General features: G+C 58.4%; 10 protein-coding genes. 3 read left to right on the top strand and 7 right to left on the bottom strand.

Annotated elements, in window-relative coordinates; all coding sequences use genetic code 11:
* Window positions 1-6 precede the first annotated feature (6 nt).
* A complete protein-coding gene (locus AD670_RS23220) occupies window positions 7-495 on the bottom strand; it encodes a DUF3015 domain-containing protein (RefSeq protein ID WP_027605327.1) in 489 nt (162 codons plus the stop codon).
* 267 nt (window positions 496-762) lie between these two features.
* Between AD670_RS23220 and AD670_RS23215 the strand changes: the two genes are divergently transcribed.
* Window positions 763-3,201 (top strand): Lon protease family protein, encoded by a 2,439-nt coding sequence (locus AD670_RS23215; protein WP_053137880.1) that lies wholly within the window; start codon window positions 763-765, stop codon window positions 3,199-3,201.
* 298 nt (window positions 3,202-3,499) lie between these two features.
* Window positions 3,500-3,817: a hypothetical protein gene (locus AD670_RS23210; RefSeq protein WP_053137877.1), complete on the top strand. Its 318-nt coding sequence runs from the start codon at window positions 3,500-3,502 to the stop codon at window positions 3,815-3,817.
* 7 nt (window positions 3,818-3,824) lie between these two features.
* Here the strand turns inward: AD670_RS23210 and AD670_RS23205 are convergent, their stop codons facing one another.
* Complete coding sequence (locus AD670_RS23205) at window positions 3,825-5,648, bottom strand: hypothetical protein (RefSeq protein ID WP_082341034.1); 1,824 nt, start codon at window positions 5,646-5,648, stop codon at window positions 3,825-3,827.
* Between the two features lie 164 nt (window positions 5,649-5,812).
* Here AD670_RS23205 and AD670_RS23200 point away from each other — a divergent pair, with 164 nt between their 5' ends.
* On the top strand, window positions 5,813-6,301 hold the full coding sequence (locus AD670_RS23200) for a TIGR00645 family protein (protein ID WP_016976786.1): 489 nt from the start codon (window positions 5,813-5,815) through the stop codon (window positions 6,299-6,301).
* A gap of 15 nt (window positions 6,302-6,316) precedes the next feature.
* On the opposite strand, the gene AD670_RS23195 is transcribed toward AD670_RS23200, so the two are convergent.
* From AD670_RS23195 to AD670_RS23175, 5 genes are all read right to left on the bottom strand, one after another.
* Window positions 6,317-7,756 carry a glycosyltransferase family 39 protein gene (locus tag AD670_RS23195; protein ID WP_053137874.1) on the bottom strand — a complete coding sequence of 480 codons (1,440 nt, stop codon included), beginning with the start codon at window positions 7,754-7,756 and terminating at the stop codon, window positions 6,317-6,319.
* Between the two features lie 148 nt (window positions 7,757-7,904).
* The gene (locus AD670_RS23190) at window positions 7,905-10,067 is read right to left on the bottom strand and encodes a methyl-accepting chemotaxis protein (protein ID WP_053137871.1); all 2,163 of its coding nucleotides are present in this window, start codon (window positions 10,065-10,067) and stop codon (window positions 7,905-7,907) included.
* A gap of 133 nt (window positions 10,068-10,200) precedes the next feature.
* Window positions 10,201-11,307 (bottom strand): HD-GYP domain-containing protein, encoded by a 1,107-nt coding sequence (locus AD670_RS23185; RefSeq protein WP_082341033.1) that lies wholly within the window; start codon window positions 11,305-11,307, stop codon window positions 10,201-10,203.
* Window positions 11,308-11,382: 75 nt separating this feature from the next.
* On the bottom strand, window positions 11,383-12,315 hold the full coding sequence (locus AD670_RS23180; RefSeq protein WP_053137863.1) for a chemotaxis protein CheV: 933 nt from the start codon (window positions 12,313-12,315) through the stop codon (window positions 11,383-11,385).
* A 199-nt stretch (window positions 12,316-12,514) separates the two neighbouring features.
* The gene (locus AD670_RS23175) at window positions 12,515-12,760 is read right to left on the bottom strand and encodes a DUF6124 family protein (protein WP_053137860.1); all 246 of its coding nucleotides are present in this window, start codon (window positions 12,758-12,760) and stop codon (window positions 12,515-12,517) included.
* Window positions 12,761-12,764: the final 4 nt, after the last annotated feature.

Below are 12,764 nucleotides of genomic sequence, written 5' to 3'. Positions count from 1 at the left end.
TCGAGCTTAAGCCTGGGTAGCGTATTTCGCCAGACGGGCATCGCCTTTCAGTACAGCCAGGGTGTTGTTGTGCACGTCTTCAGCGGTTACATCGGCCTTGCTGAAGATTTGCTGGAAGTGTTCGTGAGCCACGGCAGCGAAGTGCTCGCGATCTTCCGGCGCAACGCCCAGTACCACGGCATAGGTGGTCAGTGCTTCACCATTACCCTTGGCCATGTCTTCGGACAGCTCGTTCATCATGCCATTCATGGCAATCCAGGACTTGCCGCCGTAGGTCAGCGCGCTGTTGGTGCTGCAACCGTTGGTGCCCGAGGTCATGCCGAAGGTGGCGTTACCCGAAGTACCGTTGGTGGTGGAAGCCAGGAAGTGAGCCGGAGTACCGCGCTGGCCTTCGAACAACATGTTGCCCCAACCGCAGTTAGGGCCGCCTGGTGCTTCAGCCATTGCATTGAGGGAGACGACGGTGAAGAGAGTACCGAGAAGGATCCGTTTCATAGCTTTGTTCTCTTTGTGTGCAAACCAATGGACAAGGGTTCAGGCACTTCATAGCGCCCCTGGGATCGGTTATTAGTCCAACCCGCGCAGTTTGGAGTTTAGGCATGTTCCAACGGTTCCGTGTGTTTTTATAAAACAATCAGCAATGTCGCGTTTTTTTTGTAGGGTATGTTCCGTGTCTATGCTTTCCCTACGGCTCGCCTTGCCAGAGCGCGCAACGGAGAGCCAGAATGCCGTCATCTGCCCCGCCTGATGTAAGGAAGCCCGATGCCTGATCCTGTTGCTGCCAGCTTGCGTCTAGCGCCCGAAGCGCTGACTCGCCCTTTCTCCGCTGAACAGTTCAGCTTCTCGACCACCAATGATCTGGAGCCCTTTCGCGGTGTGCTTGGCCAGGAACGCGCGGTTGAAGCGTTGCAGTTCGGTGTGGCCATGCCACGCCCCGGTTACAACGTGTTTGTCATGGGCGAGCCGGGTACCGGCCGCTTTTCGTTCGTCAAACGTTACCTGAAGGCTGAAGGCAAGCGCCTGCAGACCCCGGCGGACTGGGTCTATGTGAATAACTTTGACGAGCCTCGCGAACCCCGCGCCCTGGAATTGCCCGGCGGTGCGGCAGCGGCGTTCATTGCTGACATCAATGGCCTGGTCGACAACCTCGTCGCGACCTTCCCGGCGGTGTTCGAGCACCCGACTTATCAACAGCGTAAAAGTGCCATCGACCGCGCCTTCAACCAGCGTTACGACAAGGCGCTGGACGTGATCGAACGTCTGGCCCTGGAAAAGGACGTGGCGCTTTACCGCGACAGCTCCAACATCGCCTTCACGCCGATGCTCGACGGCAAGGCGCTGGATGAGGCCGAGTTCTCGCAGCTGCCGGAAGTGGATCGCGAGCGTTTCCATACGGATATTTCCGAGCTGGAAGAACGCCTCAACGAGGAGTTGGCCAGCCTCCCTCAGTGGAAGCGCGAGTCCAACAACCAACTGCGTCAGTTCAACGAAGAAACCATCACCCTGGCCCTGCAACCATTGCTCGCGCCGCTGTCGGAAAAATACGCCGAGAACGCCGGCGTCTGCGGTTACCTGCAGGCCATGCAGGTGTACCTGCTGAAAACCGTGGTGGAACAATTGGTGGACGACGCCAAGACCGACGCCCAGGCCCGCAAGCTGCTCGAAGAGCAATACTGCCCGAGCCTGGTGGTGGGCCATCCGGTCAACGGTGGCGCGCCGGTGGTGTTTGAACCGCACCCGACCTACGACAACCTGTTCGGCCGTATCGAATACAGCACCGACCAGGGCGCGCTGTACACCACCTATCGCCAGTTACGCCCGGGCGCCTTGCACCGTGCCAACGGCGGGTTCCTGATTCTTGAAGCCGAGAAGATGCTCAGCGAGCCGTTTGTGTGGGACGCCCTCAAGCGTTCCTTGCAGTCGCGCAAGCTGAAGATGGAATCGCCCCTGGGCGAACTGGGCCGCCTGGCCACTGTGACCCTCAACCCGCAGATGATCCCGTTGCAGGTCAAGGTCATCATCATCGGTTCGCGCCAGTTGTATTACGCGTTGCAGGACGCCGATCCGGACTTCCAGGAGATGTTCCGGGTGCTGGTGGACTTCGACGAAGACATCCCGATGGTGGATGAGAGCCTGGAGCAGTTCGCCCAGTTGCTCAAAACCCGGACCTCGGAGGAAGGCATGGCGCCGCTGACCTCGGACGCGGTCGCGCGGCTGGCCACTTACAGCGCACGCCTGGCCGAACACCAGGGGCGTTTGTCGGCGCGTATTGGGGATTTGTTCCAGTTGGTCAGCGAGGCAGATTTCATTCGCCACTTGGCGGGCGACGAGATGACCGATGCTGGCCATATCGAGCGTGCACTGAAGGCCAAGGCTACGCGTACCGGGCGTGTGTCGGCGCGGATTCTCGACGACATGCTCGCCGGAGTCATCCTGATCGACACCGCCGGCGCGGCGGTCGGCAAGTGCAACGGGCTGACGGTGCTGGAGGTCGGTGATTCGGCGTTCGGTGTGCCGGCACGGATTTCCGCCACGGTGTATCCGGGCGGCAGCGGCATTGTCGACATCGAGCGCGAAGTTAACCTCGGTCAGCCGATTCACTCCAAGGGCGTGATGATCCTCACCGGTTACCTGGGCAGCCGCTATGCACAGGAGTTCCCGCTGGCGATCTCGGCAAGCATCGCGTTGGAACAGTCCTACGGTTACGTGGACGGTGACAGCGCGTCCTTGGGCGAGGCGTGCACCTTGATTTCGGCCTTGTCGAAGACGCCGCTCAAACAGTGTTTTGCCATCACCGGATCGATCAACCAGTTTGGTGAAGTGCAGGCCGTGGGCGGGGTCAACGAGAAGATCGAAGGTTTCTTCCGCCTGTGTGAAGCCCGTGGTTTGACCGGTGAGCAAGGGGCGATCATTCCCCAGGCCAACGTCGCCACTCTGATGCTGGATGAGAAGGTGTTGCAGGCCGTGCGTGCTGGGCAATTCCACATCTATGCGGTGCGCCAGGCGGATGAGGCGTTGAGCCTGCTGGTGGGCGAGGATGCCGGTGAGCCGGACGCCGAGGGGCAGTTCCCGGAAGGCACCGTCAATGCCCGGGTGGTCGAGCGCTTGCGCGCGATTGCCGAGATGATCAGCGAGGAAGACCTGAAGGAAGCCGAGAAGGAGTTGGCGCAGCAGGCGCTGGCCGAAGCCAAGCCCACCTGAGTTCTGAGGCCAGGCCCGATCAAACCTGTGGGAGGGGGCTTGCTCCCGATTGCGATAGGTCAGTCATGTAGATGTCGGCTGACACACTGCATCGGGAGCGAGCCCCCTCCCACATTTGGATCTGGTTGCGTCATTAAATTGACTTCTTTCTGAGGGACTAATGTCCGTTGGTCCCTACAGCCTTGGTTTGTCGTGTTTTTCTTCTATTCTGAGCGTAGGGATATCCACAGGAGTCGCTGGATAGAAACAGCCTCGCTTCAGGCTGAGGTTGAACGCCGATCTACCGAGGGTCGCCGCCATGCCGCGCAACCTCTGCCTCACCCGCCAGTGCTTCGGCCTGGTCACCCGTATTGAATGTTCCATTCGCCCGCTCGCGGGGGATAACGGAATGTGGACCTTGTTGTTTGCCGCCGGAATGACTGGCGAGCAGCCTTCCACCATTAAGTCCCAAGGCCCGTTTCATGGGCCTTTTGTGGCAGAAACCATTCTGCAATCGATCGTCGATAGCCTGACTTTGTACGGCTATGAGGTGGCGGCCGACCCGCAGATCTGGTGCCTGCATATGCAGGCCCATCTGCGGCAGCTCAATGGTGGGCATGAACGGCTTGCCCTGTGACGATCGGTCATTTGTTCTCAGGCTTGTGCAGCTTGACCTCGAAACCGTACTGCACGGTGCTCAGGTCGGTGCGCTGGTAGCTTTCAAACGCCGTTGGCCGGCCGTAGAAATAATGCACGTCAAACAATGCCGTGCCGTATTCCTCGGCGCGGTGGCTGACGCCGAGGATTTCCTTGAGGTAGTTGCCGCTGGCGTCCTTGGCGTAGAAGCGCCAGCTGTCGGCGGGGAATTCCTTTTGGTCGATGATCAGCGCGTTGTCCTTGAGTGACAAACCCTTGGGCAGCTTGGCCGCATCGATGTCGCCTTTCTCGATAGTCGCCAGGAACAGCGGGATCGAACCCACCACAAATGCCGGGTTTTCCGGGAACAGGTTGAGGTCGTAGGTGAGGGTGCCGCGCGCCGGGTTCAATTCATACGCCTCGGTGGGCAACTCGATGGGCTCGCCGCGCTCACCTTTTTCGTCGGCGGTGAAGAACGTCACCGGCGATTCGCTGCTGTTGCGCTCGCTGCCCACCAGGTCGTCATTGAAGGTGAACGGGTGGTCGAACACGATATGGGCGGCGCTGGCATCTTCGACGGACTGGCTGATGGTGACGCTGTTCTTCAGTTGCTCCTCAGTCATCGTCGCGTCCTTGAGCCAGCTGGCGGCGCCGTCGTCATACACGGTGACCGGCATGGGCAAGGCTTGTACGGTCTTTTCCAGGCTGTTCTTGTCGAAGCGCAGCACCGGCAGGTCGAGATCCTTGCGGGTGACCGTGGCCGTGGAAAAATCCAGCACGTTGATCTGCAAGGTGTCGATCACGCCATTGAAATAGACCTTGGCGTAATGGCTGCTCTGCTTGTGTTCGAAGGCTTTCTGCTCATCGGTCAACTGCTTTTCAAAGGCATCTGACCAGGCTTTCTGTTTTTGCATCTCGGCCAGTTGCTTCTCGTAGAACTCGACTTGCGCGGCACTTTCGTTGATCGAGCCCGAACGCGTGAGGAATTGCCCGGTGCTGTCCCGCGCCTGCACCAGCAAGGGGTTGGGCGATTCGTCACCGACTTCAGGTGCCAGCGGCTGGCTGTTGGTCAGCTCGATTTCGGCGTAGTTCTTTTCCAGAAGCAGCAGGTTGACGGTGATGTTGCCGTCGGTGCGCTTATGGCCCACGTCCTTTTTCGACAGATCGAAGGTCAGCACTTTGCCCGGCGCGATCACTTCCACTGTGCCTTTGAGGCTGATGGGCTGCGGTTGGCTTTTGTTTTCCGTCTCGATGCCATCGATGAACGGGTAAGTCACCGTCAGGTCATCCGGGTTGGTCAGGTTGGAGCTGCTGGGGCTCAACTGGATGCCGGGATCGGTTTCCGACCATTCCGGCTGGAACGGCACGACCTTGTTGTTGCTCAAGGTGACGGACTGCCACTCCAGGCCATGGGGGAAGGGGAATTGGTCCGGGATGTTGAAGTTGAACGGGAAGACCGGCTGCAAGTCCGTCAGGTAATCGGAGTGTGAGTTTTTGCGCAGTACGAACAAGCCATTGATGTAGGTGTCCACCAGCCCCTGGGGTGTAGGGTAATGCTTGAGCAGGGCGAGGGTATCTTCGCCGTATTCGGCTTCGACGGGCTTGGTGGCGAGCTTGACCCGCGCCCGTTCCAGCAACAGCAGCGAACCGCCGAGGTCGGCCACGGCATCGCGCAGCTTGGGGTCCTGGATGCTGTCGAGGGATTGTTCGAACGTTGCGGTTTTCTCTTCGAGGGTGGTGTGTTTCTGCTCATCGCTTGGGGAACAGCCGCCGGCCAGCAGCAATGCCGCGCACAGGCCGAGGCTGGCCAAAGGGGATCGCACATCCATCATCTGAGTTTCTTCCTGTCCGACGTCATTGAGCCGAGTTGATGGGCTCGACACTAGCAGAAAAATTCTCTTACAGAAGCCGCCTGGGTCAGTTTTCTCGTGGTTACAGGTGTCTTATAGCGGCTGGTATACTCGCCGCCATTTCTAGCCATGCTGTGTGAGATCCAATGGAACGCTTTATCGAAAATGCTATGTACGCCTCGCGCTGGCTGCTGGCGCCGATCTATTTCGGCTTGTCCCTCGGGTTGCTGGCGCTGGCGCTGAAATTCTTCCAGGAAGTGATTCACCTGCTGCCGAGCGTGTTCTCGATGGCCGAGTCGGAGCTGATCCTGGTGCTGCTGTCTTTGATCGACATGGCCCTGGTCGGCGGCTTGCTGGTGATGGTGATGATTTCCGGCTACGAGAACTTCGTCTCGCAGCTGGATATCGATGAAAGCAAGGAAAAGCTCAACTGGCTGGGCACCATGGACTCTTCGTCGTTGAAGATGAAAGTGGCGGCCTCCATCGTGGCGATTTCCTCCATCCACTTGCTGCGCATCTTCATGGACGCCAAGAACGTCGATCCACAACACTTGATGTGGTACGTGATCATCCACATGACCTTCGTGATCTCGGCGTTCGCCATGGGTTACCTGGACAAGGTCACCAAGCACTGATGCCCCACGCCGGCCTTACTGCTCGATGAAGTAGTAGGGCTGGCGGTTGATTGCCATCTCCTTGATCACCGTGACCTTGGTGGTCAACTCGTTGGTATGGTCCAGCAGCGCAATGTTGCCGGGCTTGGCCGCGAGGTAGCTGTGCAGTTCGGTTTCTGTCTGCAGGATTGGCAGGTAGGCCTGGGTGTAGAACACGCTGGCCCCGGCAATCCTTTCGTTAGGCTGAAACAACACCACTTCCCTGCCTTCGGCTTGCAGTGCCTGGATCTGACTGATCAGCGGCACAAATGACTGGCGCACGTCGGCTTTGGGCGCGAACCAGAAAGCAGCGATCAGGTAGCACGCCACTGCCAGGGTGAAAACGCCGCCAATCACGCGGCGGTGATAGGTGTACAAGGCCGGCTTGTGATCCTTCAGCCATTCCAGCAGCACCCGCACATATTCTGCGGCCAGTACGGCGGCGGCTGGGGTCAGGGCCATCAAGTAAACCGTGCGCTTGCTTGAGGCCAGCGTCAGCAGGGTGAACTGCGCCACCAGCCATACGCTGAAAAACAGGCGATAGCGGTTACGCACCAGGCTTTTACGGAAATGCCACAGGCCCAGGTACACCAGGATGTTCCACGGCAGGAAAGCCTCGGGCAGTTTGGCGATGTAGTAGTAGAACGGTTCGTAATGCCCGGCCTCGACAAACGAGCCGCTGAAGCGCCCGACGCTGTTGGTCCACAGCACTTCGCCCACGGCCTGCATCCCGCCGCGCTGGAACAGGAAGCCCAGCCAGATCATCAGCGGCACCAATGCCAGCAGGGTGAACAGCGCCGGCTTGAGCCAGTCGGCCAGGCGCAGGCGCTTGTCCATCAGGCTGATGCTGGCCAGGTACACAAAGATCACGATGCCCGGCATCGCCAGGCCCAGCACGCCTTTGCTCAAGGTGGCGATCACCATGCCGGCGGTAAACAACGCCCAGGTCCACGTTGTGGAGCCTTGGCGCTCGGACTCAGGCCGCATCGCCTGGTAGAACGCCAGCAGTGCAGTGGTCACGCCCAGGCTTAGCAGTGAGTCTTCCCCCACGCCGCGCACATTGCTCCAGTAGCTGGCCATGGTCGCCAGGATCAGTGCCGCGCTGAAGGCCAGTGTCTTCGGGCGCCCGAACCTGCGCAGCATTGCGTAGAGCAGCATCACGCTGAACAGACCGGCAAATGCCGAGGCCAGGCGTACGGCCCCGGGCGTGCCGCCAAACAGGCGAATCGCTCCGGCGTCCAGCCACAGGCTCAGGGGCGGTTTTTCCAGGAAGGGTTCACGAAACAGCTGCGGCACGACCCAGTTATTGTCCAAGTGCATGGCCATGGCGATCCCCGCCACGCGGGCCTCGGTGGAGCCTTGCAGTTCATGGTTTCCCAGGGCAAAGAAGAACAACAGACCAGCAAGCAGGAGCAGCAGGGGAACGGGACGCGTCATGGAGTCTGGCTACCGAGGCAGGAGGCCGTTCGGGGGAACGGCACGCAATCGGTGAGTATAGGGAGACGATTCTTAATATTTCATGAATGAGAGTGGGGTTATGTCGTTGGGCCAGGAGGTTGACGTCCTCCTGGCTTCGCTTGAGGCATTACGAGACTTTGACTTTGAAGCGGCTCAGGCCCTGTTGCATGGAGTTGGCCCGTTCCGACAGGTTCTTGGCCGCCTCCGCGCATTGTTGGGAGTTTGCTTGATTCTGCTGGGTGACTTCGTCGATCTGCTCCAGGCCGATGCTTGCCTGTTGCAGGCCGGAAGCCTGCTCACTGGAGGCTTGGTAGATCAACGACACCAGGCTGGAAACCGTGCTGGTGCCGGTGACGATATTTCTCAACGAGTCGGCTGTACGGCCGGCGATGATCATGCCGCGTTGCGTCTTGGTCGAAGAATCGGCAATCAGCGCGGCGGTTTGCTGGGCGGCTTCGGCGCTGCGGGCGGCGAGGCTCCTGACTTCGTCGGCGACCACCGCAAAACCACGACCCAGTTCGCCGGCACGTGCCGCCTCGATGGCCGCGTTCAGCGCCAGCAGGTTGGTTTGAGCGGCGATGTTGTCGATGGTGGTGATAATGGCCGTGATGTCTTTGCCCGAGTTGTCGATTTCCGCCATGGCCGCGATCAATTCGCTCATCAACTTGTCACTTTCCCCGGCGTCGGCGCGCGAGGCCTGGGATTGCTCGTCGGCCTTTTTCGCATTGGCGGCGTTGTCGGTAGTCTGGGCTGCCATCTGGGTCATCACCGCGCTGATTTCGGTGATGGAGGATGCAGAGTTCGACGCGCCGTCGGACAGCGACTGGCTCAACTCGGTGACCTGCGCAGAGCTGCCGGTGATTTGCGTGGCGCTGGCCTGCACCTGGGAAATCAGGGTGTTGAGGTTGCCGACCATTTTTTCCAACGACTTGCCCAGGGTGTCGTTGGGCGAGGACAGGCGTACTTCCAGATCCAGGTCCCCTTCGGAAATGCGCTCGGCCACGCGTACCTGGCGTTGCAGGCTTTCCGACATATCGTTCAAGGCAAAGGACAATTGGCCGACTTCATCTTCAGACTTTTGCACCAGCCGACGAGAGAAATCACCCAGGCTGATGTTGGCGGCCAGGGCGGCGGCTTCACGAATCGGGCCGACGATTTTCGCTGTGGCAAACCACAACGCCAGCAATGCCAGCAACGAGATGCCCACGCCGACCGAGACCTGCCAGATGCTGCTCCTGACGCCACGTGACTGCAGTTCCTGCTCCAGGGCCATGGCCTGGCTCATGACCACCGCCTTGGGCAGATGGATCACGATCGCCCAGGGCTTGCCGGTGCGACCCAGGTTGATCGGCATCTGCACTTCGATTTCCTGGGAGTCCTGGTTGAACCGGCTGTCTCCCTGGCCCTTCTGCACATTGGCCAGCACTTTTTCCCATGTGCCGGGCAACAAGGCTTTCAGTGACTGGCCGATGAGTTCCGGGCGTTTGCTGTCGGCCACCACCAGCCCTTGATTGCTCAGGATCGCCACGGAGCCTTTGCCGCCATACAGGTCGGCGGACATTTGTTCGCTGAGCTTCTGGATAAACGAGATGTCGAAGTCAGCACCGACCACGCCGTAGAACTTGCCATTGGCGGTGATAGGTACCGACAGCGTGGTCAGCCATACATTTTTGCCTTGCACCACATAGGGAAGTGGGTCCAGTACGCTTTCTTTCTGGGTGTCCCGAGGGCCGGAGTACCAGCCGCCCTTCAACACGCCATTGGGGTGGCGGGCATCGGAGTCGTACTCAACCAGCGGTTGCACGGCGATATGGCCATCTGAGCTGCGTGTCCAGTAGGGGGTGAAGCGGCCCGTCAACGGGTTGTTACCGCCCTCATTGATACGAAAAGCTTGATCCTGGCCGTCGAGCGCATCCGGCTCCCAGCATGAATACGTGCCGTTGAAGTCGGGGTTGTCCTTGAGCACGCTGAGCAGCATCGTATTGATCTGCTCACGGCCCAGGGTCAGCGGGCTCTGGGCACTTTTACTCGCGCCCAGCGTATTGGCCATTGTGCGTGCCGAGTCCAAGGCGTTCTGCAGTTTTGCCTGGATGGCATTGGCACGCGACTCGGCCAGGTTTTGCACTTCGCGGATGGTGGCGCTTTCAATCAGGGTTGAAACCTCAGTGCCTACATAGGCCTGGTTGGCGTTCGAGGAGTACAAGCCATATGACACCAAACTCGCACATGAGATAAACAGGCAGAGCCCGGCGGTGAAGCAAATTCGAGTCTGCAATGAGTTGAATTTCATGATATTTCCTGCCCACGCTAATAGTTACCAACATAAACGGATGTTGGCATTCCAATGTCTTTTTGCACGCGAGGCTTATTGTTTGATCGTCGGCTGTTTAGGCATAGGCATGCTGTACAGCGCTGGGCATTACTTAACGCTTTTCGGGCATATCTTCATCGAGCCATAAACGTTCGGTATTTTTAAAACCGTAACGCTGGGGTGGTACTCGCGCAACAATTCGGTCGGGTTGTGCGGGATCACTCAGGTCAATTGTTTTCGGCGTTACATAGATATTTAGAACGGGCAGGAAAAACACTTTTATTTTTGGCGTCAATAATGAGTCGGGATGTTGTTCTATCACTACACCGATACTGCCACTTTTCAATTGAACGATAGAGCCGACTGGGTAAATACCCACGGACTTTAAAAACGCGCGGAACACCTCATCATCAAAATGCCCGGCCCATGTGGACATTTGCTGGATGGCGACGGCGGGGTCCCAGCCCTGGTTGTAGGGGCGGTCCGAGGTGATTGCGTCGTAGACATCGCACACCGCAGCCATTCGGGCCGCTAGGCTGATCTGGTCCCCCGCCAATTGATGGGGGTATCCGCTGCCGTCGACTTTTTCGTGGTGATGCAGGCACACATCCACCACCATCTCGCACATCTGCGAGGCTGCCAGCAGGGTTTTTTCCCCCTCCAGTGGGTGGGTGCGCACCAGTTGCCATTCGTCACTGCTCAACCGTCCAGGCTTGTTGAGGATAGCGCCCGGTATGGTCATTTTGCCGATGTCGTGCAGCAGTCCGGCCATCCCGACGCGTCGAATCAGTGCGGTGGACAGGCCCAATTGATTACCCAAGGCAATCATCAGCGCACACACGGCGACCGAATGCATGTAGGTGTAGTCGTCGACGCTTTTCAGGCGTGCCAGGCTGATAAAGGCATTGGGATGGCGGGCGATCGAGCTCGAAATGTCGTCCACCAGGGCACTGATGTGTTCAAGCTCCAGGGCCCGGCCCATACGGGCATGGCCGAACATTTCGATAACGGCGGTCTTGGCGCGGCTACAGATTTCCTGTGCGGCGAGCAACTCGTCCTGCATGGATGTGGGGATGGCTGGCACAGCCGTTGGTGCGGGGGCGGGCGGCTGAGCGCCGCAGCCCAAGGCGCACGGCCCCTCTGACGGTGCGCTGTCCCGCCAGAATGGCTTTGCCTCGCCGTGAGGCGCCTGAAGGTTTAGTTCATTGCACTTCAACATGGTATGCCCTCTGTTGATGTTCTTTTTATGCGTTTCTTATCAGCCTCCTTGGCTTGAGCAAGTTCGTTTTGCCTTTCAGACAGTGCTTGCGGCCTTGATACGTGCGACCACGCGGCCTGCCAGGTCATCCGGGCGAAACTTCGCCAGGAAGTCATCGGCTCCGACCTTCTTGACCATGGCCTGGTTGAAACCGCCCGACAGGGAGGTGTGCAGCACGATATGCAACTTGGCCATGCGCGGGTCGCTGCGTATTTCGGCGGTCAGGGTATAGCCGTCCATTTCCGGCATTTCGATGTCTGAAATCATCATCAGGAACTCCTCGTCGGGGTTGCGCCCCTCGTCGAGCATGGCCCGAAGGTAATCCAGCGCCTGGCGCCCATCGTTCAACGCGACCACCTCGACGCCCACCGTCTCCAGGCAGCGGGTCACCTGTTTACGCGCCACCATCGAGTCATCCACGGTCAGCACACGCAGGTGCCTGGCCTGTTGGGTGACCGCGTCGTCCACCACGCCAATGGATATTTCTTCGGACGAGGGCGAGATTTCCGTCAGTACCTTTTCCACATCGATGATTTCGACCAGACGATCATCGGCACGGGTAACGGCCGTCAGGTAATTGTTGTCACCGCTGCCCTTGGGGGGCGGATGAATGTCTTCCCAGTTCAAATTGACGATGTGTTCAACCGCATGGACGAGGAAACCTTGAACGCGGTTGTTGTACTCCGTAAGTATAATAAAAGCGCTTTCTTTATCGGTGATGCCGGGCAGTCCTGTTGCCATCGCGAGGTCTAGAATAGGGATACAAGCGCCGCGTATATTGGCAACGCCACAAATGTTGTTATTAGACTTTGGTAGTATGGATAACTTGGGGCAGCGGATAACTTCCCGCACTTTAAAGACGTTGATCCCGTATAGCTGTTGATCGTTGAAGCGGAATAGCAATAATTCCAGCCTGTTCTGGCCGACCAATTGCGTACGGCTGTTAACGGATGCCATTACTCCTGCCATACACACCCCTTGATTCTGGTTGGAATAGCATTGATGCCTTAATGACACTAGCATATGTAAGGGGATGTAAAATATATGTGAATTAAAAATAATCGCAGGGTTTATCGTTAAAGCAATAGCGATGCGGATGATGAGCTATTCAAGTGGATGGTTGAAAGTCGTTAGTTGGCTAACTTGCTAATTTAAGTGTTGAGAATGATTAAGATTGGAAGCCCGTTTGCGTGCCCTGGGTGAGTACCATCACTCGCTCGACCAAGCGTTCACCCAGCACGATCAAGTGTTGGGTGGCCAGTAGCTTGTGACGGTTGGCGCCTTCGAACTCGAAGGCCAGATCGGTGGTCATGGCGTTGAGTGAGGCGAGGGTTTCGCTGGCCTGGATCAGCAGAGTTTCGGGGGAGATGTTGCGCGGATGGCCGCCCAGGCCCGGCAGTTGCTGACGAACCATGCGC

The sequence above is a fragment of the Pseudomonas sp. MIACH genome (assembly GCF_001269925.1).
Classification (GTDB): domain Bacteria; phylum Pseudomonadota; class Gammaproteobacteria; order Pseudomonadales; family Pseudomonadaceae; genus Aquipseudomonas.
This window is presented reverse-complemented; position numbering and strand designations above follow the sequence as displayed.

What these genes read in the sequence shown, in the direction of transcription:
- AD670_RS23220 (WP_027605327.1), bottom strand. Translation starts at nt 495, where the DNA reads ATGAAACGGATCCTTCTCGGTACTCTCTTCACCGTCGTCTCCCTCAAT.
- AD670_RS23215 (WP_053137880.1), top strand. Translation starts at nt 763, where the DNA reads ATGCCTGATCCTGTTGCTGCCAGCTTGCGTCTAGCGCCCGAAGCGCTG.
- AD670_RS23210 (WP_053137877.1), top strand. Translation starts at nt 3,500, where the DNA reads ATGCCGCGCAACCTCTGCCTCACCCGCCAGTGCTTCGGCCTGGTCACC.
- AD670_RS23205 (WP_082341034.1), bottom strand. Translation starts at nt 5,648, where the DNA reads ATGATGGATGTGCGATCCCCTTTGGCCAGCCTCGGCCTGTGCGCGGCA.
- AD670_RS23200 (WP_016976786.1), top strand. Translation starts at nt 5,813, where the DNA reads ATGGAACGCTTTATCGAAAATGCTATGTACGCCTCGCGCTGGCTGCTG.
- AD670_RS23195 (WP_053137874.1), bottom strand. Translation starts at nt 7,756, where the DNA reads ATGACGCGTCCCGTTCCCCTGCTGCTCCTGCTTGCTGGTCTGTTGTTC.
- AD670_RS23190 (WP_053137871.1), bottom strand. Translation starts at nt 10,067, where the DNA reads ATGAAATTCAACTCATTGCAGACTCGAATTTGCTTCACCGCCGGGCTC.
- AD670_RS23185 (WP_082341033.1), bottom strand. Translation starts at nt 11,307, where the DNA reads ATGTTGAAGTGCAATGAACTAAACCTTCAGGCGCCTCACGGCGAGGCA.
- AD670_RS23180 (WP_053137863.1), bottom strand. Translation starts at nt 12,315, where the DNA reads ATGGCAGGAGTAATGGCATCCGTTAACAGCCGTACGCAATTGGTCGGC.
- AD670_RS23175 (WP_053137860.1), bottom strand. Translation starts at nt 12,760, where the DNA reads ATGGTTCGTCAGCAACTGCCGGGCCTGGGCGGCCATCCGCGCAACATC.